Here is a 21,626-nt window from a genome sequence, read left to right on the forward strand (position 1 = left end):
GCCCAAACACCACATGATCAGCCAGATAAAACTCACCCCCATCCCGCCTGGCCACATACCGCTGCTCAAACAACGACGACACATTCGCATCCACCAACGGATGCAACCCACCCGCAACAGCACCGACAGCAGGCGCACTTGCCCCCTCGGCCGACTCGGCCGCGCGCACGGGCTCGTCCATCCAGACGCGCCGGCCCTCGAAGGGGTAGGTGGGCAGGGAGATCCGCCGGCGTCGCTGGTCGGCGAAGTGCCCGGACCAGTCGACGGTGCCGCCGGCCAGCCACACCCGACGCACGGTCTCCAGCGGCGCCTCCGCGCTCGCCTCCAGCACCACCGCGGCACCGTCGTCCGCCGAACGCCCTTCCACAGCAAGCGACTTCACCGCGAACCGCGGCCTGCGCCGACCCTCGGGGCGTCCCTCCGGGGGCCCCTGCACGAACGCGTCCACGGCGCCCGGGCCCTGGTCCAGCAGTGCCATCGCGTCCTTGAGCGTGAGCGAACCCGCCACGCACGCCGCGGCCAACCCACCCGGCCCCTGCCCGTACGCGACGGCGGGCACCAGGCCCCGCTCCAGCCACACCCGGCCGAGGGCGTACTGCACCGCGAAGCCCGTACCGGCCGCGCCCCGCTTGCCCGCCCCGGCCCGCCGAGCGGCCTGGTAGTACCTCTTGAACGATTCTTCACTTGCGCAAATTTCGGCGGCGAGGGCCTCCGCATCGGCCAGCTCGCCCCGGAAGACGAAATGCAGCGGAATTGCCGTGCGCACCGGCTTCGGCGCGGAATTCCCGGCCGCCCCGGAATCCTTCTGCAAAGCCGCTTCCAGGGCTTCCGCGGCAGCTCCTGCATCGCCGTGGGAGAGCACCGCGCGGCGGTGCGGATACTGCTGCCGACCGACCGCCAACGTAAAGGCCACATCGGCCGCGGAAAGGTCCGGATGGGCCCGCAGGTGGCCCGCCACATTCCTGGTCATCGCGTCGAGGGCGGTGGCGGTCTTCGCCGACAGGACGAGTATCTGCTCCGGCGCTCCCGGGTCGGCGGAAACGCCTTCCGGTGCCTCTTCGAGGATCGCGTGGGCATTCGTGCCACCGATGCCGAACGAACTGACCCCGGCCCGGCGCGGAATGCCGTCGCTTTCCCAGGGACGGAACTCGTCGACCACCCGGAACGGGCTGTTCGCGAAGTCGATTTCCGGGTTGGGACGATCGAAGTTGATGGTGGGGGCCAGCGCCTTGTGGCGCAGCATGAGCGCGGTCTTGATGACTCCGGTGACGCCCGCGGCGGCATCAAGATGTCCAAGATTGGACTTTACCGAGCCGATGCCGCAGAAGCCCTTTCGGTCGGTGGCCGCACGGAATGCCTGACTGAGTGCGGAAACCTCGACCGGGTCGCCCAAGCGGGTCCCGGTGCCGTGCGCCTCGACGTAACCGATCGTCTCGGGGTCGATTCCGGAGACGGCGTGCGCCTCGGCGATGACCGCGGCCTGCCCGTCCTTGCCCGGCGCGGCGTAACTGACCTTCAGCGAGCCGTCGTTGTTGGTCGCCGTGCCCTTGATCACCGCATGCACGGTGTCGCCGTCGGCGAGCGCGTCGCGCAGCAGCTTGAGCACCACGACGCCCACCCCGTTGCCCAGCACCGTCCCGCTGGCGCCGGCGTCGAAGACCCGTACGTGGCCGTCCTTGGACAGGATGGCGCCCTCTTCGTACAGGTACCCCTTCTCCTGCGGAAGCTTGACGGTCACCCCGCCGGCCAGCGCCATGTCGCACTCGCCGTTGACCAGTCCCTGGCAGGCGAGGTGGATGGCCACCAGCGAGGTGGAGCAGGCGGTCTGCACGGTGTAACCGGCGCCCTTGAGGTCCAGTTTGTACGCGACCCGGGTCGCCAGGTAGTCCTTGTCGTTGCCGACCATGACGGCGAAGTGGTTGGACGTCGTGGTCTGGTCCACGTTCGGCAGGACGTTGTTCTGGAGGTACGTGTTGATGGCCGCGCCGGCATACACGCTGATGAGTCCTGGGAAACGGGACGGGTCGTACCCCGCGTCCTCTAGTGCGGCATGGCAATGTTGCAGGAAAAGCCGCTGCTGAGGGTCGATGATCTCGGCCTCGGCGGGGGTGAACTCGAAGAAGGCCGTGTCGAAGAGGTCGACGTCTGGTATGACGCCGTGGGAGCGCACATAGCGCGGATCGGCGACCAGGTCGGATTTCCGCCCGTGCGCCAGGAGTTCCTCTTCGGTGAAGTGGGTTAATCCCTCACGCCCGGTGCGCAGAAGGTCCCAGAGTTCCCCGACGCTGGTGGCTCCGGGGAAGCTACCCACCATACCGACGATTGCGACGTCCGGGGTCTGCTCGGACTCTTCTTCTGGCACGAACGACACAGCCACCTGCTATCCCCCATTTTCGCTGGCACACGAGCTCGTTCAAGCTGAAAGTCTTTGGCGATGTGGTGCACTACGAAGGCACGGAGGATGGTCAACACCCCGGCTCGGGCAGCCTATACATCGATTCCGCCGTTGCGCCAGGACTTTCCGATCACATGAACGCTCTGACGTCACCACGCCACGCCGACCGTGCCGGCCCCCGCCGGATGCGGCGCGATCCTGACCACGCGAGGGCGTTTCGCACAAGGGCCGAACGGCCGAACCCCGGGGGCCCACCGACCCGTTCAGCCGGCGCCGCCCCCTCGCCCGGGGCATCCGCGGCCTGACGAAAACCCCAGGCCAGTTACCCCCTCAGTCCCCCGCCGAGACGATCCCGACCGCCTCACCACACCCCGGCCGAACCTCGCCGACCGACCCAACTCTCCCGCAAGTAAAGGAAGTTGATCGACCTCTTTCCGCGGCCGAATCCATGCCCTATGATCCATAGCCGTACGGTGAGCAGGCCCGACGCCCTCACTCCATTGCGTTTGCAATACCCAGCCATTGCACAGCACACCGCCGCCGTATGTTCCGACCGGGCTGCACCGCCGGGGAGCCCGTTCCCAGGTCCCGTCACCCCACCGCACGCGCGCTGCCACGATGCGGTGTGCATCCCTCCGACGGTGCACGACCGCCGGGCTGACGGCCTGCGTTCCGGCCCTCCGGGCCGTCCGACTCTTCACGGAGGCATCATGAGCAACAGCTCCCTGCCCCACGCCGACGCCTTCACGGCCGAGAGCCTGCGCGATCCGCACGCCCTGTACGCGAAGATGCGCGACGAGGCGCCGGTGCAGAAGGTGGTTCTGCCCCAGGGATTAGCGGTCTGGCTGCTCACCCGCTACGACGACGTCCGCGCCGCGCTCTCGGACCCACGGCTGCGCTCCGACAAGTCCGACGTGGACGGCGTCCTGCGCAATCACCTGGTGAGCCAGGAGGCCCGGGAGAGCTGGGTCGACGAGCTGTCCGGCAACCTCCTGAACACCGACCCGCCGGACCACACCCGGCTCCGCCGGCTCGTCAACCGCGCCTTCACCCGGCGCACGGTCGCCGCGATGCGGTCCCGCATCGAAGAGGTCACCGACGAGCTGCTCGACGCCCTGCCGCGGGGCATCGAGGTGGACCTCCTCGCCTCCTTCGCGCTCCCGCTCCCCATCATCGTCATCTGCGACCTGCTGGGCGTGCCGCCCGAGGACCGCGGCGTCTTCACCGACTGGTCCAACGCACTGCTCTCCTCGGCGGACGCCGCCGAGACCGCCCAGGCCGGCCAGAAGATGTTCGCCTTCCTCGGCGCGCTCCTCGCCGAGAAGCGCGCCCGCCCGGCCGACGACCTGCTCTCGGGCCTCGTGCAGGTCCGGGACGAAGAGGACCGGCTCAGCGAGGAAGAGCTGATCTCGATGGCGTTGCTGCTGCTGGTCGCCGGCAACGAGTCCACCGTCAACCTCATCGGGAACTCCGTCCTCGCGCTGCTGCGCCACCCCGACCAGCTCGCCGCCCTGCGGGCCGACCCTGCACTACTGCCCGGTGCGATCGAGGAGTTCCTGCGCTACGACGGGCCGATCAACACGGCCACGTTCCGCTCCACCGCGGAACCCGTCACCTTCAGCGGCGTGACCATCCCCGCCGGCGAACTGGTCGTGGTCTCCCTGCTGGCCGCCAACCGCGACGCCGGCCGCTTCGCGGACCCCGACCGCCTGGACGTCACCCGTCCCGCGGGCGGTCACCTCGGCTTCGGCCACGGCGCGCACTTCTGCCTCGGCGCTCCCCTGGCCCGGATGGAGGGGGAGATCGCCCTCGGGCGTCTCCTGGCGCGGTTCCCGGACATCAAGCCGGCGCTCGCCCTCGACGAGCTGACCTACCGCTTCAGCACCATCATCCACGGCCTGGAGAAGCTGCCGGTCATCGTGTAGTGCGTCCGCCCGCCGGCACCGGCCGGCGCGTCGGCGCCGCTCAGGCCACGTTCACCCGTTGCCCGGGCGGCGCCGCCTCCAGCCACGCCAGGAAACCGGTCAGCGCGTCCTCGCTCATCGCCAGCTCCAGCCGCGTCCCGCGGTGCCGGCAGGTGAGCACGATGGCGTCGGAGAGCAGCGCGAGTTCCTCCTCGCCCTGCGGGGTGCGCCGCTGGACCACCTCGATGGAGGCCCGCTCCAGCAGTCGCCGCGGGCGCGGCGCGTACGAGAAGACCCGGAACCACTCCACCCGGTCACCGTTGTAGCGGGCGACCCCGTAGATCCAGCCCTTGCCGCTGGGGTCGCCGCTCTCCTCCGGCACGTTCCACCGGAGGCTGCAGTCGAACGTCCCCCCGGACTTCTGGATGAGCCTGCGCCGCAATCCGAAGACGAACAGGCCCAGCAGCACCAGTACCACGACGATGCCGCTCACAAGCAGAGCGAGGACCATCTCGACCGACCTCCTCGCTTCGCTGTGGGGGTAACCCCCGGGTGGAGTCCGGGGGTAGGGAAACGCACCTGCATTGCCTCAGCCGCGGACCGCTCCGGAACTCCGGGCAGCCCGCGGCTGAGGATCGATCTCGTCGGTGACGGGGCTCAGTGAACGCCCGTCACCGCACGCAGCCGGACGTCGGCGCGACGCTCGGCGGCCGCGTCGGCCGCCGACTTCGCTCGCTCCAGAGCCCGCTCCGCGCGCTGGACATCGATCTCGTCCGACAGCTCGGCCACCTCTGCGAGCAGGGACAGCTTGTTGTCGGCGAACGAGATGAAGCCGCCGTGCACTGCGGCGACGACGGTGCCGTCCCCGCTCTCACCGGTCGTACGAATCGTCACCGGGCCCGACTGCAGCACGCCGAGCAGCGGCTGGTGTCCGGGCATGACGCCGATGTCGCCCGACGGGGTGCGCGCGACGACCAGGCTGGCCTCGCCGGACCAGACCTGACGGTCCGCGGCGACCAACTCGACGTGCAGCTCAGCCACGATGGCTCCTCGGGTCTCCACCTGCCTGGTGTGGCAGGTGTTGGGTCAAATACTAGTGGTCGTACGGGCCGGAGGCGGCCAGGGCCGCCTCCGGGACCGGTGGGGTCAGGAGACGCCCAGCTCCTTGGCGTTCTTCTTCAGGTCGTCGATGCCGCCGCACATGAAGAAGGCCTGCTCGGGGAAGTGGTCGTACTCACCGTCGGCGATCGCGTTGAACGCGGTGATCGACTCGTCGAGCGAGACGTCCGAGCCGTCGACACCCGTGAACTGCTTGGCAGCGTGGGTGTTCTGCGACAGGAAGCGCTCGATGCGACGGGCGCGGTGGACGATGAGCTTGTCCTCCTCGCCGAGTTCGTCGATGCCGAGGATCGCGATGATGTCCTGGAGGTCCTTGTACTTCTGCAGGATCGACTTCACGCGCGAGGCGGTGTCGTAGTGCTCCTGCGCGATGTACCGCGGGTCCAGGATGCGGGACGTCGAGTCCAGCGGGTCGACCGCCGGGTAGATGCCCTTCTCCGAGATCGGACGCGACAGAACGGTGGTGGCGTCCAGGTGCGCGAAGGTGGTGGCCGGCGCGGGGTCGGTCAGGTCGTCCGCGGGGACGTAGATCGCCTGCATCGAGGTGATCGAGTGACCACGGGTCGAGGTGATGCGCTCCTGCAGGATGCCCATCTCGTCGGCCAGGTTCGGCTGGTAACCCACGGCCGAGGGCATGCGACCCAGCAGGGTCGAGACCTCGGAACCGGCCTGGGTGAAGCGGAAGATGTTGTCGATGAAGAACAACACGTCCTGCTTCTTCACATCGCGGAAGTACTCCGCCATGGTCAGACCGGCCAGGGCCACGCGCAGACGGGTGCCCGGGGGCTCGTCCATCTGACCGAAGACCAGCGCGGTCTTGTCGAGAACGCCGGCCTCCTCCATCTCGTCCATGAGGTCGTTGCCCTCACGGGTGCGCTCGCCGACACCGGCGAACACGGAGACGCCCTCGTGCAGCTTCGCCACACGCATGATCATTTCCTGGATCAGAACGGTCTTGCCGACACCGGCACCACCGAACAGACCGATCTTGCCGCCCTTGACGTACGGGGTCAGCAGGTCGACGACCTTCAGGCCGGTCTCGAACATCTCGGTCTTCGACTCGAGCTGGTCGAACGCCGGGGCCTTGCGGTGGATCGCCCAACGCTCGGTGACCTGCGAAGCGGCCTCCGGGTCGTTCAGGATCTCGCCGAGGGTGTTGAACACCTTGCCCTGGGTGATGTCGCCGACCGGGACGGTGATGCCCGCACCGGTGTCGACCACCGGGGCCTGGCGGACCAGACCGTCGGTGGGCTGCATGGAGATCGCACGGACCTGGCCCTCGCCGAGGTGCTGCGCGACCTCCAGGGTCAGCGTCCGCTTCTCGCCCGGGTTGGCCGGGTCGTCGACCTGGACGTGCAGCGCGTTGTAGATCTCCGGCATCGCGTCGACGGGGAACTCCACGTCGACGACCGGGCCGATGACCCGGGCGACGCGGCCCGTGGCAGCGGCCGTCTCAACAGTGGTGGTCATAGTTGTCAGTCACTCCCCGCGGTCGCGTCGGCCAGTGCGGCACTGCCGCCGACGATCTCGCTGATTTCCTGGGTGATTTCGGCCTGGCGGGCCGCGTTGGCAAGCCGCGAGAGCGACTTGATGATCTCTTCTGCGTTGTCGGTCGCCGACTTCATCGCGCGCCGCGTGGCGGCGTGCTTGGAGGCGGCGGCCTGCAGGAGCGCGTTGTAGATCCGCGACTCGACGTACCGCGGCAGCAGGGCGTCCAGGACGTCCTCGGCCGACGGCTCGAAGTCGAACAGCGGGAGGACCTCGCCCTTGGGCGCGTCCTCCGACTCCGCCGTCTTGTCGAGGCTGAGCGGCAGCAGACGGTTGTCGATCGCCGTCTGCGTCATCATCGAGACGAACTCGGTGTAGACGATGTGGAGTTCGTCCACGCCGCCCTCGGCGGTGTCCTGCTGGACGGCCGTGATGAGCGGTGCCGCGACCGTCTTCGCGTCCGCATACGTCGGGCTGTCGGTGAAGCCGGTCCACGCCTCCACGACCTTGCGCTCGCGGAAGTTGTAGTACGACACGCCCTTGCGGCCGACGATGTAGACGTCGACCTCCTTGCCCTCGGCCTTGAGCCGCTCGGTGAGCAGGTCCGCGGCCTTGATGACGTTGGAGGAGTAGCCACCGGCCAGGCCGCGGTCGCTCGTGATGAGCAACAGCGCGGCGCGGGCCGGCTTGTTCGCCTCGGTCGTCAGCGGGTGCTGGGTGTTCGAGCCCGTGGCAACCGCCGTCACCGCGCGGGTCAGTTCACTCGCGTACGGCGTCGATGCCGCCACCTGGCGCTGCGCCTTGACGACGCGCGAGGCGGCGATCATCTCCATCGCCTTGGTGATCTTCTTGGTCGCGGTGACGGAACGGATGCGACGCTTGTAGACCCGGAGCTTGGCTCCCATGGATCAGGTCCCTTCCGTCGTCACTTGCCGGTGCCGGCCGGGGTGTCCTCGCCGAGCAGCTTGCCGTCCGAGGTCTCGAACTGCCGCTTGAAGCCGTCGATGGTCTCGGACACCGCACCGATGGTGTCGTCCGACATCTTCGCGCCCTCGCGGATGCTGGTCAGGAGGTCCTTCTTCTCCCGGTGGAGGTAGTCGAGGAGCTCCCGCTCGAAGCGGCGGATGTCCTCGACCGGGACGTCGTCCATCTTGCCGTTGGTGCCGGCCCAGATGGAGACGACCTGGTCCTCGACCGAGTACGGGGCGTACTGGGCCTGCTTGAGCAGCTCGGTCATGCGCTTGCCGCGCTCCAGCTGCGCCTTGGAGGCCGCGTCCAGGTCGGAACCGAAGGCGGCGAACGCCTCCAGCTCGCGGTACTGGGCGAGGTCCACGCGGAGCCGGCCGGAGACCTGGCGCATGGCCTTGTGCTGCGCGGAACCACCGACGCGGGAGACCGAGATACCGACGTTGAGCGCCGGACGCTGGTTCGCGTTGAAGAGGTCCGACTCCAGGAAGCACTGGCCGTCGGTGATGGAGATGACGTTGGTCGGAATGAACGCCGACACGTCGTTCGCCTTGGTCTCGACGATCGGCAGACCGGTCATCGAGCCGGCGCCCATCTCGTCGGAGAGCTTGGCGCAGCGCTCCAGCAGACGCGAGTGCAGGTAGAAGACGTCACCCGGGTAGGCCTCACGGCCCGGCGGGCGGCGCAGCAGCAGGGACACGGCGCGGTAGGCGTCGGCCTGCTTCGAGAGGTCGTCGAAGACGATCAGGACGTGCTTGCCCTGGTACATCCAGTGCTGACCGATGGCCGAGCCGGTGTACGGGGCCAGGTACTTGAAGCCCGCCGGGTCGGACGCCGGGGCGGCGACGATGGTGGTGTACTCCAGCGCACCGTTCTCCTCCAGCGCGCGGCGGACCGACGCGATGGTGGAGCCCTTCTGGCCGATGGCGACGTAGATGCAGCGGACCTGCTTCTTCGGGTCGCCGGAGCGCCAGTTGTCGCGCTGGTTGATGATCGTGTCGACGGCCAGGGCGGTCTTGCCGGTCTGGCGGTCACCGATGATCAGCTGACGCTGGCCGCGGCCGATCGGCGTCATGGCGTCGACGCCCTTGTAGCCGGTGGCCATCGGCTCGTGGACGGACTTGCGCTGCATGACCGTGGGGGCCTGCAGTTCCAGGGCACGACGGCCCTCGGTCTCGATCTCGCCGAGGCCGTCGATCGGGTTGCCCAGCGGGTCGACGACGCGGCCGAGGTAGCCCTCGCCCACGGCGACCGAGAGCACCTCACCGGTGCGCTGCACCGGCTGGCCCTGCTCGATGCCGCTGAACTCACCGAGGATGACCGCACCGATCTCGCGCTCTTCCAGGTTCAGCGCAAGACCGAGCGTGCCGTCCTCGAACTTCAGCAGTTCGTTCGCCATCGCCGAGGGCAGGCCCTCGACGTGCGCGATGCCGTCACCGGCATCGCTGACCGTGCCGACCTCTTCGCGCGAGGCCGCGTCCGGCTTGTACGCCTGGACGAAGTTCTCCAGCGCGTCCCGGATCTCCTCCGGCCGGATCGTGAGCTCCGCCATCTGGGTTCCCTGCTCTCCTTGTTGGGCCCGAAGTTACTTGCGGCTGTCCGGGGGCTCGTCCCCCGGCGTCTTCCGCTTACGGCCCAACTCGGGCCGCCGTCGTGCTTGTGCTGTTCTCCCGGAGCGTCGTCCGGACCACGGCCGGACCTGTCGGTCCGGCGGGTCCGGGGTGCGGCCGCCGGGTGTGCAGCTCTTGAGTTGGTGGCTGGGTCAGCCGGCCATCCGCCGAGACACCTCGTCGAGGCGCTCCACGATGGTCCCGTTGATGACCTCGTCGCCGATCCGGACCTGCACACCACCGAGGACCTCGGGGTCCACGTCGACGTTCAGGTGGATCTGCCGGCCGTACAGCTGGGCCAGTGCGGCGCCGAGGCGCTGCCGCTGTCCGTCGCTGAGCGGCACCGCGGAGGTGACCACCGCGACCATCCGGTCGCGGCGGGCCGCCGCCAGCTTGGAGAGGGCGTCGAGCCCCGCCTCCAGGCTACGGCCCCGCGGCTGCGCGACAAGACGGATGACCAGCCGCTCGGTGACCGGATTGGCCCGGCCGCCCAGCAGCGAGTGCAGCAGTTCCGTCTTGGCGGACGCCGTCGCCTTCTGGTCGGTCAGCGCACGGCGGAGCTCACCGTTGGACGCGATGATCCGGCCGAACCGGAACAGCTCGTCCTCGACGTCGTCCAGTCGGTCGGCCCGCTGGGCCGCGACGAGGTCGGCGCTGTGGGCCAGCTCCTCGACCGCGTCCGACAGGTTGCGCGAACGCGACCAGCGGTCCCGGACCATGCCGGTGAACAGGTCGAGGGTGGCCTCGCCGACCTGTCCGCCGAGCAGCCGGCGGGCCAGCTCGGCCCGCGCCTCGCCGGGCTGCGCCGGGTCGGTGAGGACCCGGCGCAACGACACCTCACGGTCGAGCAGAGCGGTGACGGCAGCCAGCTCCTCGGCGAGCTTCGCCGCGTCGACGGACGCGTGGTCCGTCAGCGCGTTGAACTGCTCGCGTGCGGAGGAGAGTGCCTCGCGGCTCGCTCCATTCATCGGCCGGCCTCAGCCTTCGTCGCGTCCGACGCCGCCTTCGCCTCGAGCTCGTCGAGGAAGCGGTCGATGGTCCGGCTCTGCCGGGCGTGGTCCTCAAGGGACTCGCCGACGAGCTTGCCGGCCAGTTCGGTGGCGAGGGTGCCCACGTCCTGGCGCAGCGACTGCGCAGCCGCCTTGCGGTCCGCCTCGATCTGGGCGTGACCGGCGGCGATGATCTCCTCACGCTGCCGCTGGCCCTCGGCGCGCATCTCGGCGATGAGCGTCGCGCCCTGCTCCTGCGCCTCCTGGCGCAGGCGCGCGGCCTCGTGACGAGCGTCGGCGAGCTGGGCCCGGTAGTCCGCGAGAACCTGCTGGGCCTCGGCCTGAGTCGCCTCGGCATCCTCGATCCGGCCTTCGATCTGCGCCCGACGCTCGTCCAGAACCTTGTTGATGTTCGGGAGGAGCTTCTTGGCGAGGAAGCCGAAGACGATGAAGAAAGCGATCAGGCCGATGACCAGCTCTGGAATCGGCGGGACGAGGGGGTTCTCAGGAACCTCCACCGCCAAGTTGACCAGGGCGTTCACATCAGTGCCTTCCGTCTGGATGGGTAGTCGATGCGGCTTCGGTTTACTTGTAGACGAAGCCCATGACGATGCCGATCAGGGCGAGCGCCTCACAGAAGGCGAAGCCCATGATCTGGTTGGTGCGGATCAGGCCGGCGGCCTCGGGCTGGCGGGCCAGGGCCTGGGTGCCGTTACCGAAGATGATGCCGACGCCGACGCCGGGGCCGATGGCCGCGAGGCCGTAACCGATGGCGGCGACGTTGCCGACGACCGTGGTCTTCGCGGAGTCGCCGGCGGCGGCGAGGTGGTTGACCATCTCGAGAGCAGCGGACATGCCGTTACTTCCTTCTCGTTTCACGTACCGGTGGGGGTTGGCCACCGGACAGCTATTGGGGTGGGAGGCGGGGTGCTCAGTGGTGCTCGGCGAGCGCGCCCTGGACGTAGTTGCAGGCCAGAAGGACGAAGACGTACGCCTGGACGGCCTGGATGAACAGCTCGAAGACCGTCATCAGGAGGGTCATGATGAACGAGGCACCGGCGTAGACGAAGCCGACCCCGTTCAGCAGGTACCAGCTGGCGATGGTGAACATCAGGATCAGCAGGTGGCCCGCGAACATGTTCGCGAAGAGACGCACCGCGTGGGTGAACGGCCGGATGATCAGGTTCGAGAAGAGCTCGATGATCATGAGCAGCGGCAGGACCCAGCCGAGCGACTTGTCGTAGCCGGTGAAGTTCTTGAGGGCGCCGACGAAGCCGTGCTTCTTGAAGGTGAGGAAGACCCACAGGATGTAGACGATCCCCGCGAGACCCGCCGGGAAGGCGATCACCGATGTCACCGGGAAGGCGGCGACGGGGATGATCGACCAGATGTTCATGATCCAGACGAAGAAGAACAGCGAGACCATGAAGGGGACGTACTTCTCCCCCTCCTTCTTGCCCAGCGCGTCGTAGACGAGACCTCGGCGCACGAAGTCATAACCCGCCTCGCCGATCAACTGGAGCTTTCCGGGCACGACCTTCGCCCGGCCGAATGCAGCCCAGAAGAACCACACAACAACGACCGTGCTGAGCAGAGCCAGCAGCATCGGCTTGTTGAACTCGAAGCCGCCGATGGTGAAGAGCGGCTCGAAGACGAAGTTATGAAGCCCGGGGGCATCAAAGCCGCACCCGGAAAAGATGTGGCAATCGGTCTCGAAGGCGAGCATCGTTTCAGCACTCACCGCGAGCTCCTTCAGCGTGGCGCATGGGTACGGCAACCTCGTTGTGTCGGCGCGGCGTTGAACCACGGAGCGGCACTGGACTGGTGTTACGGATTAGGGGGCGGCTGGTCGACACAAGGCCGGACCTGGGCATCGGCCGCGAGAACTTCCCGTTCCTACGCGTGGACTCCGGGAGCTCAGCCGCCTGCGCCATCAGCGCCGCAGTTGGCACCGGACGATAGCAGGCCCGCCTGAGGCCATTTATCTCGGCCCTACGTGTCACGTCGGCGACCCCGCCGTCTCCGCCTTCTTGCCCTCCGCGGAGTCGGGGTCCACGTACAGAATCTTCGCCTTCATGTGACCGCGCGTCTGAGCGGCGATCCACACGAGGGTGGCAGCGAGCAGAGTGAGCGCAAATGCCTTGGTGTCGAAGAGGTTTGTGTCCTTGAAGGCGATGAGGAACACCGCCACGAACAGGATCTGCACGGTGTACAGCAGCAGCCCCATCATCTGGAACAACTGCGGAAGCTTTTTCGCGGTCTGCTGCAGGACGATGAGTCCTGCGCCCATCACCAGCACCACCAGCACGGTGCCGACGACGGCGCCGATCGCTCCCGTCGCACCCGCGATCGCCCCGCTCACGGCAACGGCGATGGCGCCGGCGGCAACGGTGGGCACAGCGGCGTGGAGGAGTAGTCGGGCGTCATTCGACTGCATGGTGGCGCTCCGGCAATGGGTGGGGGTGGTGTCGTCAGGGACGAGCGTAGACCCGGCCTGAGGAAGAACCTGAGGCCAATGGACCGTCGCACTACGGTCCTTCGGCTCTATCGCCGGGTTTCGTGAACGGTATCACAAACTATTTGATGAGGTCTTTACCTGGTTCGTGTGGATCCTGTCACACGTGAGAGTGACGCCGCCCATAGGTGCACTGACGGGCCGTCGATTGTCTGGTATGGGGTCAACCATCCCGATTCTTACGGCACGTTCGAGCGACGACGAGGTGCCTCAACGGTGACTCCCCGCCCTCCGGCGGTCCACGAAGCGTGAACGGTCGCCGATGGCCGTGGCCCCGTGGATCCCGGCCGGAATCGGCGTCCGACGCTCCGCTCCGGCCGCCTCGTCGACCGCACCGTCAGCGGGCTCCTCCCCCGCCGCCGCGGTCGCCGACAGCGGCTCGCGGACGACCCTGCGGTAGCGCGGCGGGACCAGCCGCTGGGCCCACAGCGGGGCCCGCGGGGTGAAGCGCGGCAGCAGGAGCAGCACCAGGCCGACCGCGCTGAGCAGCACGATCCCCAGGACGATCCACATGCTCGCGTCGTTCGCCGAGTACGCCACCGCACCGAACGCGATCAGCGCCGACCAGAAGTACATGATCAGCACCGCACGACTGTGGGAATGGCCGATCTCCAGCAGTCGGTGGTGCAGGTGCCCGCGGTCCGCGGCGAACGGCGACTGGCCCTTCCAGGTCCGTCGCACAATGGCCAGAATCAGGTCCGCGACCGGCACCGCGATGATCGTCAGCGGCAGCAGCAGCGGGATGTAGACCGGCACCATCGCGTGGGTCGCCTCACGCAGACCGCCCGCCTTCTGGTTGAGCAGGTCCGGGTCGACCTGGCCGGTCAGCGAGACCGCACCGGCCGCCATCACCAGGCCGATCAGCATGGAGCCGGAGTCGCCCATGAAGATCCGCGCGGGGTGCATGTTGTGCGGCAGGAAGCCCAGGCACATGCCCATCAGGACGACCGAGAACAGCGTGGCGGGCGCGGCCGCCTCGATGCCGTAACCGAACCAGAGCCGGTACGTGTACATGAAGAACGCGGCCGCGGCGATGCAGACCATGCCGGACGCCAGACCGTCCAGGCCGTCCACGAAGTTCACCGCGTTGATGGTGATGACGACCAGCGCGACGGTCAGCAGCGTGCCCTGCATCGGCGTCAGCGCGACGGTGCCGATGCCGGGGACCGGGAGGTAGAGGATCGTCAGGCCCTGGAGGACCATCACGCCGGCGGCGATCATCTGGCCGCCCAGCTTGACCAGCGCGTCCACGCCCCACTTGTCGTCCAGGACGCCGAGGATCCAGATCAGCGCGGCGCCGGACAGCAGCGCCCGCGGCTCGTTGGTCTCGAAGACGCTCTTGAGGTTGGTCAGGTGCGCGGCCACCAGGAGTCCCGCGCACAACCCGCCGAACATCGCGATCCCGCCAAGCCGTGGAGTCGGCTCGCGGTGCACGTCACGGGCGCGGATCTCCGGCACCGCTCCGGCCGCGATCGCGAACTTCCGCACCGGGCCGGTCAGCAGGTAGGTCACCGCGGCAGTGACGCACAGCGTCAGCAGGTATTCACGCACGGGCTGCCCCATCGAGATAGCTGGCCATCACAGCCCCACACCTTATGCGCGTCCGACCCCAGGCCGTGAATACGGGGAACACCAGCAAGGACGCCGACCTGCCCGCGAACGGTTCCGGAACCCGCCCGAACCCGTCCGGACCCGGACGACTGCCGTTCAGTCCTGCGCCGGATACGGCGGGAACCGACCGACCAGACCGGCGACCGCGGCCCGCACCGCGCCGTCCTCCCGCAGCGCCGCCCCGATCAGCTCGGCGATCCGGCGCATCTCGGCCTCGGTCATCCCCTGCGTCGTCACCGCGGCGGTGCCCAGTCGGATGCCGGTCGGGCAGGGGCCGGCCGCCGCGGGCGCCCCGGCACGCGGCAGCGCGCAGGTGTCCAGCACGATGCCGGCGGCGGCCAGCCGGCCGCGGGCGGTGCGCGCGTCCACGCCGAGCGGACCGGTGTCCGCGGTGATCAGGTGGGTGTCGGTGCCGCCCGTGGTGAGGACCAGGCCCTGTTCGGCCAGTGCCTGCGCCAGCGCCCGGGCGTTGGCGATGACCTGATGGGCGTAGGCCCGGAAGGCCGGCCGGGCGGCCTCCGCGAACGCCACCGCCTTCGCCGCGACCGCGTTCATCTGGGCGCCCCCCTGGGTGAACGGGAACACCGCACGGTCGATGCGCTCCGCCAACCGCCCCCGGCAGAGGATCATCCCGCCGCGCGGCCCGCGCAGCACCTTGTGCGTGGTCGCGCACACCACGTCGGCGTACGGCACCGGGCTGGGCGCCGTCCGTCCGGCGATCAGCCCCATCGGGTGCGCCACGTCGGCGATCAGGTAGGCGCCGGTCTCGTCGGCGATGTCGCGGAACTCCGCGTAGTCGATGTGCCGCGGATAGGAGATCGAGCCGCAGACCAGGGCCTTGGGCCGCCGTTCGCGGGCCAGGGCGCGGATCGCGTCGTAGTCCAGCAGCCCGGTGGCCGCGTCGACGCCGTAGCCCACGAAGTCGAACCACCGGCCGGAGAAGTTGGCCGGCGAACCGTGCGTGAGGTGCCCGCCGTGCGGCAGGGACATCGCCAGGACGGTGTCCCCGGGGCGCAGCAGGGCGGCGTAGGCGGCCAGCACCGCGGACGATCCCGAGTGCGGCTGGACGTTGGCGTGTTCGGCGCCGAAGAGGGCCTTCGCGCGTTCCACCGCGATCCGCTCGGCGAGGTCGACGATCTCGCAGCCGCCGTGGTGCCGGGCGCCGGGATAGCCCTCGGCGTACTTGTTGCTCAACGGCGACCCGAGGGCGGCCAGGACCGCGGGGGAGGCGAAGTTCTCGGCGGCGATGAGCTGGAGCCCGTCGCTCTGCCGGGCGCTCTCCGCGAGCAGCACGCCGGCGATCTCCGGATCCTGCCGCAGCAGCGCCGCGAAGTCCGGGGAGCCGGGCGGTCGGGTGACGTCGTCGCGGGCGGCGGTGGTCGCCTGCTGCTGTGCGGTTTCGGCCGCCGCGGCCATGCGGGGCTCGGCGGCTGCGGTGCGGTCGGCGGAGGACGTACGGCGGGATGACGCGGTGGTGGCGGGCATCGCTGGCTCCGGGCCTCGTACGGGACCAGGGGCACGTCGTCTCGTGCCCCCAGGGCCCGTCCGAACCCTCATCGCCCGGGCAGGGCCCAATCCCAATGTAGGCGCGGCAGGGGGATCGGGCGCGGCGGGCGGGGCATCGGGGTCCCGGAGCCGGCCCACGGGCCGCAGAGGGGCCGTCAGGGCCGTTCCCTGGGGTTGCGGTGCGCGGGGCCGTCCCCGGCGCTCCGCGGGGCGTTACGCCGGCGCCGGGACGCCGGTCAGCGCCGTGACCACCGGATCGAGCGCGCGGTTGATCTCGTCACCGATGGAGCGGAAGAACGTGATCGGGGCGCCGTAGGGGTCGTAGACCTCGTCGGACTCCGGGTTGGGGGCGAGCAGCCAGCCGCGCAGTGCGGCGGCCGCGCCGACCAGGGCCCGGGCGCGCTCGACCAGCCCGCCGTCGGGCAGGTCCGGGTCGGGCGCCGGCAAGGTGGCCGGATCTATGGCGCGAACCAGGCGGTTGAACTCCTTCAGCGTGAAGGTCCGCAGCCCGGCGGAGTGCCCCATCGAGATGACCTGGGCCCGATGGTCGCGGGTGGCGGTGAGCACCAGGTCGGCCCGGATGACGTGCTCGTCGAGCAGTTCGCGGCCGATGAAGCCGACCGGGTCCGCGCCGTAGTCGGCGAGCACGGTGGCGGCGTGCGTCTCCATGGGGGCGCCCTCGTGGCCCCAGGTGCCCGCGCTCTCCACCAGGAGGCCGCAGCCGCGGATGTCGCCGAGCCGCTCCTCCAGGGCGTGCCGGTGCAGCCGTTCGGTGATCGGCGAGCGGCAGACGTTGCCGGTGCTGACGTGGAGGATGCGGAAACAGGCCGTGGGGTCCGCCGGGACGGACCCGAAGTCGTCGCCTGGTCCCGCTATGCCACGCCCCGGGGGCGGCATCAATTCGCCACCTCAAGCTCGGGGACGACCTTGCGCAGCTCCTCGGCGCTCAGCGCGCCCGCGCGCAGCAGCACCGGCACCTTGCCGGTGACGTCCACGATGGACGACGGCACGGCGGCGGGCGTCGGGCCGGCGTCCAGGTAGACGGAGACCGAGTCGCCGAGCATCTCCTGGGCGGCGTCGCAGTCCTGCGGTGACGGGTGACCGGTGAGGTTGGCGCTGGAGACCGCCATCGGACCGAACTCGTTGAGCAGCTCGATCGCGACCGGGTGCAGCGGCATCCGCACGGCGACCGTGCCGCGGGTCTCGCCCAGGTCCCAGGTCAGCGACGGCTGGTGCTTGGCGACGAGGGTCAGCGCCCCCGGCCAGAACGCGTCGACGAGCTCCCATGCCTGTTCGGAGAACTCGGTGACCAGGCCGTGCAGGGTGTTGGGGGACCCGACCAGCACCGGGGAGGGCATTCCCCGGCCGCGGCCCTTGGCCTCCAGCAGGTCGCCGACGGCCTCCGGGCTGAAGGCGTCCGCGCCGATGCCGTAGACGGTGTCGGTCGGCAGCACGACCAGCTCGCCGCGGCGGACGGCCGAGGCGGCCTCACGCAGGCCGGTCGCGCGGTCGGTCGCGTCGCTGCAGTCGTATCGCCGTGCCATTAGCGGTCCTCCTCGTGCGGAACGGTTACGCGGAACGAAAACTGCGGATGCATCGGGTGCATCGGCGCCGGAGCGGAGCGGTTCATGGCGTCGCCCGACGCGCAGTGGCGAAGCGGGGCCGCTTGTTGAGGTCGGGGTGGTCGGCCGCGTCCGCCCAGCCCAGTTCCTCGTTGAAGATCCACGGCACCTGACCGCCCTGGGTGTCGGCGTGCTCGACGACGACCACGCCGCCCGGCCGCAGCAGACGGTGTGCGGTCCGCTCGATGCCCCGGATGGTGTCCAGGCCGTCCTCGCCGGAGAACAGCGCCAGCTCCGGGTCGTGGTCCCGCGCCTCGGGGGCGACGTACTCCCACTCGGTGAGCGGGATGTACGGCGGGTTGGAGATCACCAGGTCCACCTGCCCGTCCAGTTCGGGAAGCGCGGTGAGCGCGTCGCCGTGGTGGAGAACGACGCGGGACCCCTCGACGTTCTTGCGGGCGTACCCCAGCGCCTCCTCGGAGAGCTCCACGGCGTGCACGCGCGAGCGCGGGACCTCCTGCGCCAGGGCGAGTGCGATCGCCCCGGAGCCGGTGCAGAGGTCGACGATCAGGGGTTCGACGACGTCCATGGCGCGCACCGCGTCTATGGCCCAGCCGACCACCGATTCGGTCTCCGGACGGGGCACGAACACCCCCGGCCCGACGGCGAGTTCGAGGTAGCGGAAGAACGCCCGGCCGGTGATGTGCTGGAGGGGTTCGCGCGCCTCGCGGCGGGCGATGGCCTCCCAGTAGCGGGCGTCGAAGTCCGCGTCGGGGACCGTGTGCAGCTGGCTGCGCTTGACGCCGTGCACGTGCGCGGCCAACTCCTCCGCGTCGAAGCGCGGTGAGGGCACGCCGGCGTCGGCCAGCCGCTGGGTGGCCTGGGCCACCTCCGCGAGCAGCAGGTTCACTGGTCCTCCAGCCGATCCGTCCTGGGTCTTGCAGTCTTACTGTGCGGCGGCGAGCTTCGCCGCCGCGTCGGCGTCGACGCACGCCTGGATGACCGGGTCCAGCTCGCCGTCGAGCACCTGGTCCAAGTTGTACGCCTTGAAGCCCACCCGGTGGTCCGAGATGCGGTTCTCCGGGAAGTTGTACGTGCGGATGCGCTCCGAGCGGTCGACGGTGCGCACCTGGCTGCGCCGGGCGTCCGAGGCTTCCCGCTCCGCCTCCTCCTGGGCCGCGGCCAGCAGCCGCGAGCGGAGGATGCGCATCGCCTGCTCCTTGTTCTGGAGCTGGCTCTTCTCGTTCTGGCAGGAGACCACGATGCCGGTGGGCAGGTGCGTGATGCGGACCGCGGAGTCGGTGGTGTTGACCGACTGGCCGCCCGGCCCCGAGGAGCGGTAGACGTCGATCCGCAGGTCGTTGGCGACGATCTCGACCTCGACCTCCTCGGCCTCCGGCGTGACCAGCACGCCGGCCGCGGAGGTGTGGATCCGGCCCTGCGACTCGGTGGCGGGCACCCGCTGGACGCGGTGCACCCCGCCCTCGTACTTCAGCCGCGCCCAGACGCCCTGTCCCGGCTCGGTGGCACCGCCGCCGCCCTTGGTCTTCACCGCGACCTGGACGTCCTTGTAGCCGCCGAGGTCGGACTCGTTGGCGTCGAGGATCTCGGTCTTCCAGCCGGCCCGCTCCGCGTACCGCAGGTACATCCGCAGCAGGTCGCCGGCGAACAGCGCCGACTCCTCGCCGCCCTCCCCCGCCTTGACCTCCAGGATGACGTCCTTGTCGTCGCTGGGGTCGCGCGGGACGAGCAGCAGCCGCAACTTCTCGGTGAGCTCCTCGCGGTGGGCGTCCAGCTCCTTGACCTCGGCTGCGAAGTCCGGGTCGTCCTGGCTGAGCTCGCGGGCGGTCTCGATGTCCTCGCCGGTCTGCTTCCAGACCCGGTACGTGGTGATGATCGGGGTCAGCTCCGCGTAGCGCTTGTTGAGCCGCATGGCCTCGCGCTGGTCCGCGTGGACCGCGGGGTCGGCCAGCCGCTTTTCGAGGTCGGCGTGCTCGCCGACAAGTTCTTCGACCGCCTCGAACATCGTGTGTTCCTCTGCTGACTGCTGGTGTGGCTTCGCGGGGTGACTGTGCCCCGTTGCCGCGGTGCGGCGGGCCGGCCCCTCGGCCGGAGGGCAGAGGGTACGGACGACAAAGACGCCGGTCCGGTCCCCCTTGTCCAGGGGCGACCGGAGGCCGGCGCCTTGCGGGTCGCTACTTCTTGGCGGCCTGGGCGGACTTGCCGAAGCGGGCCTCGAAGCGGGCCACGCGGCCGCCCGTGTCCATGATCTTCTGCTTGCCCGTGTAGAACGGGTGGCACTCGGAGCAGATGTCGGCGCGGATGGCGCCGCCGGCAACGGTGCTACGGGTGGTGAACGACGCGCCACAGGTGCAGCTGACCTGGGTCTCGACGTACTCCGGGTGGATGTCGCGCTTCAAGGGATTCTCCTAGGTTCGGGAGTGCACCGGGTCGTGGCGCGGATTGCGTCACGTGAACCGGGGCCGACGGTCCAGTCTGCCAGGACAGGCCGTATCTCCCAAAACCGGGGTACGGCCACCGCTATTCCCGGGCGGCTCGTGGGCGCCGACGGCTACTTCACGTAGTTGGACGTGCCGCCCTTGTCACCCGCGGAGCCCTTGATGGCGGCCTTGGGTATGTCCTGGTCGTGGCGGAGCGCGTCCCAGACCTTGCGGCCCTGGGTGGTGAGCGGCAGCACCCGGTCGGGGTTGACCGGGTCGTAGGTCACCGGGAGCGTCACCATGTCGATGTGGTCGGCCGAGATCCCGCCGAGTTCCTTGGCCAGGCCGGTCAGCGCGGTGATCGAGTTGAGGTCGGTGTCGGTGGTGACGGCCTTGGTGGCGGTGTCGGCGATGTCGTAGAGCTTGGCCGGGTTGGAGAGCACCCCGACGCTGCGGACCTGCTTCATCAGCGCCTTGATGAAGGTCTGCTGGAGCTGGATCCGACCGAGGTCGCTGCCGTCGCCGCCGGGGACGCCGTGCCGGGTGCGGACCAGACCGAGGGCGTCCTCACCGTTGAGCGTGTGCTTGCCGGGCTGGAGGTGGAGGTGGCTGTACTTGTCGTCGATCGCCTTGGTGGTGGTGATGTCCACCCCGCCCAGCGCGTCGATGAGCTTCTTGAAGCCGGTGAAGTCGACCTCGACGAAGTGGTCCATGCGGATGCCGCTCATCGACTCGACGGTCTTGACGGCGCAGGCCGGGCCGCCGACCTCGAAGGCCGTGTTGAACATCGCCCGCTGCTGCCCGGGGACGTTCCGCCCGCCCTGGGTGCAGTCGGGCCGGGTGACCAGGGTGTCCCGCGGGATGCTGACGACGCTGGCCTTCTGGTGGCCCTTGTAGACGTGCACCACCATCGCGGTGTCGGAGCGCGCCCCGCCCTCGTCCTTGCCGTAGGAGGCGTTCTTGCCGGCCCGGGAGTCGGACCCCATGACGAGGATGTCCATCGAGCCGTTGTCGGGGTTCTTCGGACGGTTCGCGCCGAGGGCGGCGTTGATGTCGACGCCCGTGAGGTTGCCGTTGAACTTGAAGTAGAGGTACCCGAGCCCGGCGCCGCCGAGCAGGACGACACCGACCAGCGCGCACAGCGTGCGGGTCAGGACGCGGTGGCGCCGGCTCGGTGCCTTGCGCCGCTGGCCGGTGGCACGCAGGGAGCGGCCTCGGCCGCCGGCCTGCTGCTCGGTCCCGTCGCTCTGCGCCATCTGTTCCTCAGTCCTTCGTCGGTCGACTGCTCGTGGCCGTCCCCCTGCCGCACGCAGTTGAGTGCTCTGTCAGACGGGAGGCTGTCCGGAAGGGTTGCACAGCGGGTCATGAGCGTCTTCTTAGAAAGTCGCCCCGCCCGGCCGCTGCGGGTGGCCACCTGGGCGGCTCTCACCAGGACTTTCGTCCCGGTGGACGGTCCGGAGGAAACTGCGTACGCGGTACGGATCTGTGCGAAAGGTCTCAAGCGGGGCACCTCGCGGCGC

General features: G+C 69.5%; 20 protein-coding genes. 1 reads left to right on the plus strand and 19 read right to left on the minus strand.

What is annotated here, in order from left to right; translation table 11 throughout:
* Positions 1-2,377: type I polyketide synthase (locus ACLJT4_RS00005; protein WP_411120411.1), on the minus strand; the 2,377-nt coding region annotated here is incomplete at its 3' end.
* A 728-nt stretch (positions 2,378-3,105) separates the two neighbouring features.
* Between ACLJT4_RS00005 and ACLJT4_RS00010 the strand changes: the two genes are divergently transcribed.
* On the plus strand, positions 3,106-4,320 hold the full coding sequence (locus ACLJT4_RS00010; RefSeq protein ID WP_411120412.1) for a cytochrome P450 family protein: 1,215 nt from the start codon (positions 3,106-3,108) through the stop codon (positions 4,318-4,320).
* 40 nt (positions 4,321-4,360) lie between these two features.
* Here the strand turns inward: ACLJT4_RS00010 and ACLJT4_RS00015 are convergent, their stop codons facing one another.
* The 18 genes from ACLJT4_RS00015 to ACLJT4_RS00100 all read right to left on the minus strand — a co-directional run bounded on the left by ACLJT4_RS00015 (position 4,361) and on the right by ACLJT4_RS00100 (position 21,362).
* Positions 4,361-4,810 (minus strand): DUF2550 domain-containing protein, encoded by a 450-nt coding sequence (locus tag ACLJT4_RS00015; protein WP_016577952.1) that lies wholly within the window; start codon positions 4,808-4,810, stop codon positions 4,361-4,363.
* A gap of 146 nt (positions 4,811-4,956) precedes the next feature.
* A complete protein-coding gene (locus tag ACLJT4_RS00020) occupies positions 4,957-5,340 on the minus strand; it encodes a F0F1 ATP synthase subunit epsilon (protein ID WP_275462935.1) in 384 nt (127 codons plus the stop codon).
* A gap of 105 nt (positions 5,341-5,445) precedes the next feature.
* Complete coding sequence (gene atpD, locus ACLJT4_RS00025; protein WP_233656775.1) at positions 5,446-6,888, minus strand: F0F1 ATP synthase subunit beta; 1,443 nt, start codon at positions 6,886-6,888, stop codon at positions 5,446-5,448.
* A gap of 5 nt (positions 6,889-6,893) precedes the next feature.
* Entirely contained in the window at positions 6,894-7,811 is a 918-nt protein-coding gene (locus ACLJT4_RS00030) for a F0F1 ATP synthase subunit gamma (protein WP_411120413.1), read from the minus strand.
* Between the two features lie 20 nt (positions 7,812-7,831).
* On the minus strand, positions 7,832-9,424 hold the full coding sequence (atpA, locus tag ACLJT4_RS00035) for a F0F1 ATP synthase subunit alpha (protein WP_411120414.1): 1,593 nt from the start codon (positions 9,422-9,424) through the stop codon (positions 7,832-7,834).
* 210 nt (positions 9,425-9,634) lie between these two features.
* Entirely contained in the window at positions 9,635-10,450 is an 816-nt protein-coding gene (locus ACLJT4_RS00040; RefSeq protein WP_411120415.1) for a F0F1 ATP synthase subunit delta, read from the minus strand.
* Positions 10,447-11,013 (minus strand): F0F1 ATP synthase subunit B, encoded by a 567-nt coding sequence (locus tag ACLJT4_RS00045; protein WP_411120416.1) that lies wholly within the window; start codon positions 11,011-11,013, stop codon positions 10,447-10,449. The genes ACLJT4_RS00040 and ACLJT4_RS00045 overlap by 4 nt, the downstream gene beginning before the upstream one ends.
* 43 nt (positions 11,014-11,056) lie before the next feature.
* Positions 11,057-11,326, minus strand: a complete 270-nt coding sequence (atpE, locus tag ACLJT4_RS00050; protein ID WP_016570924.1) for an ATP synthase F0 subunit C — start codon at positions 11,324-11,326, stop codon at positions 11,057-11,059.
* A 76-nt stretch (positions 11,327-11,402) separates the two neighbouring features.
* On the minus strand, positions 11,403-12,197 hold the full coding sequence (atpB, locus tag ACLJT4_RS00055; RefSeq protein WP_411121045.1) for a F0F1 ATP synthase subunit A: 795 nt from the start codon (positions 12,195-12,197) through the stop codon (positions 11,403-11,405).
* Between the two features lie 273 nt (positions 12,198-12,470).
* The gene (locus ACLJT4_RS00060; protein ID WP_016570922.1) at positions 12,471-12,908 is read right to left on the minus strand and encodes a hypothetical protein; all 438 of its coding nucleotides are present in this window, start codon (positions 12,906-12,908) and stop codon (positions 12,471-12,473) included.
* Positions 12,909-13,196: 288 nt separating this feature from the next.
* Positions 13,197-14,549 (minus strand): MraY family glycosyltransferase, encoded by a 1,353-nt coding sequence (locus tag ACLJT4_RS00065; RefSeq protein WP_411120417.1) that lies wholly within the window; start codon positions 14,547-14,549, stop codon positions 13,197-13,199.
* Between the two features lie 144 nt (positions 14,550-14,693).
* Positions 14,694-16,082 carry a serine hydroxymethyltransferase gene (gene glyA / locus ACLJT4_RS00070; protein WP_411120418.1) on the minus strand — a complete coding sequence of 463 codons (1,389 nt, stop codon included), beginning with the start codon at positions 16,080-16,082 and terminating at the stop codon, positions 14,694-14,696.
* A 234-nt stretch (positions 16,083-16,316) separates the two neighbouring features.
* Complete coding sequence (locus ACLJT4_RS00075) at positions 16,317-17,000, minus strand: protein-tyrosine-phosphatase (protein ID WP_411120419.1); 684 nt, start codon at positions 16,998-17,000, stop codon at positions 16,317-16,319.
* On the minus strand, positions 17,000-17,647 hold the full coding sequence (locus ACLJT4_RS00080; protein ID WP_016570918.1) for an L-threonylcarbamoyladenylate synthase: 648 nt from the start codon (positions 17,645-17,647) through the stop codon (positions 17,000-17,002). The genes ACLJT4_RS00075 and ACLJT4_RS00080 overlap by 1 nt, the downstream gene beginning before the upstream one ends.
* 82 nt (positions 17,648-17,729) lie before the next feature.
* Positions 17,730-18,575, minus strand: a complete 846-nt coding sequence (gene prmC, locus ACLJT4_RS00085) for a peptide chain release factor N(5)-glutamine methyltransferase (RefSeq protein WP_016570917.1) — start codon at positions 18,573-18,575, stop codon at positions 17,730-17,732.
* Positions 18,576-18,611: 36 nt separating this feature from the next.
* Positions 18,612-19,691, minus strand: a complete 1,080-nt coding sequence (gene prfA, locus ACLJT4_RS00090; RefSeq protein ID WP_411120420.1) for a peptide chain release factor 1 — start codon at positions 19,689-19,691, stop codon at positions 18,612-18,614.
* A 169-nt stretch (positions 19,692-19,860) separates the two neighbouring features.
* Positions 19,861-20,085: a 50S ribosomal protein L31 gene (gene rpmE / locus ACLJT4_RS00095; protein ID WP_275462943.1), complete on the minus strand. Its 225-nt coding sequence runs from the start codon at positions 20,083-20,085 to the stop codon at positions 19,861-19,863.
* 152 nt (positions 20,086-20,237) lie between these two features.
* Positions 20,238-21,362, minus strand: coding sequence for an LCP family protein (locus tag ACLJT4_RS00100; RefSeq protein ID WP_411120421.1), 1,125 nt, complete (start codon positions 21,360-21,362; stop codon positions 20,238-20,240).
* Positions 21,363-21,626: the final 264 nt, after the last annotated feature.

The sequence above is a fragment of the Streptomyces sp. x-19 genome (genome assembly GCF_046549115.1).
Lineage (GTDB): Bacteria > Actinomycetota > Actinomycetes > Streptomycetales > Streptomycetaceae > Streptomyces > Streptomyces albulus_C.

Excerpts from the sequence above, each read along its gene's own strand:
- ACLJT4_RS00010 (WP_411120412.1), top strand. The coding sequence starts at position 3,106 with ATGAGCAACAGCTCCCTGCCCCACGCCGACGCCTTCACGGCCGAGAGC.
- ACLJT4_RS00015 (WP_016577952.1), bottom strand. The coding sequence starts at position 4,810 with ATGGTCCTCGCTCTGCTTGTGAGCGGCATCGTCGTGGTACTGGTGCTG.
- atpD (WP_233656775.1), bottom strand. The coding sequence starts at position 6,888 with ATGACCACCACTGTTGAGACGGCCGCTGCCACGGGCCGCGTCGCCCGG.
- ACLJT4_RS00030 (WP_411120413.1), bottom strand. The coding sequence starts at position 7,811 with ATGGGAGCCAAGCTCCGGGTCTACAAGCGTCGCATCCGTTCCGTCACC.
- atpA (WP_411120414.1), bottom strand. The coding sequence starts at position 9,424 with ATGGCGGAGCTCACGATCCGGCCGGAGGAGATCCGGGACGCGCTGGAG.
- ACLJT4_RS00040 (WP_411120415.1), bottom strand. The coding sequence starts at position 10,450 with ATGAATGGAGCGAGCCGCGAGGCACTCTCCTCCGCACGCGAGCAGTTC.
- atpE (WP_016570924.1), bottom strand. The coding sequence starts at position 11,326 with ATGTCCGCTGCTCTCGAGATGGTCAACCACCTCGCCGCCGCCGGCGAC.
- atpB (WP_411121045.1), bottom strand. The coding sequence starts at position 12,197 with ATGCTCGCCTTCGAGACCGATTGCCACATCTTTTCCGGGTGCGGCTTT.
- ACLJT4_RS00060 (WP_016570922.1), bottom strand. The coding sequence starts at position 12,908 with ATGCAGTCGAATGACGCCCGACTACTCCTCCACGCCGCTGTGCCCACC.
- ACLJT4_RS00065 (WP_411120417.1), bottom strand. The coding sequence starts at position 14,549 with ATGGGGCAGCCCGTGCGTGAATACCTGCTGACGCTGTGCGTCACTGCC.
- glyA (WP_411120418.1), bottom strand. The coding sequence starts at position 16,082 with ATGCCCGCCACCACCGCGTCATCCCGCCGTACGTCCTCCGCCGACCGC.
- ACLJT4_RS00075 (WP_411120419.1), bottom strand. The coding sequence starts at position 17,000 with ATGCCGCCCCCGGGGCGTGGCATAGCGGGACCAGGCGACGACTTCGGG.
- ACLJT4_RS00080 (WP_016570918.1), bottom strand. The coding sequence starts at position 17,647 with ATGGCACGGCGATACGACTGCAGCGACGCGACCGACCGCGCGACCGGC.
- prfA (WP_411120420.1), bottom strand. The coding sequence starts at position 19,691 with ATGTTCGAGGCGGTCGAAGAACTTGTCGGCGAGCACGCCGACCTCGAA.
- ACLJT4_RS00100 (WP_411120421.1), bottom strand. The coding sequence starts at position 21,362 with ATGGCGCAGAGCGACGGGACCGAGCAGCAGGCCGGCGGCCGAGGCCGC.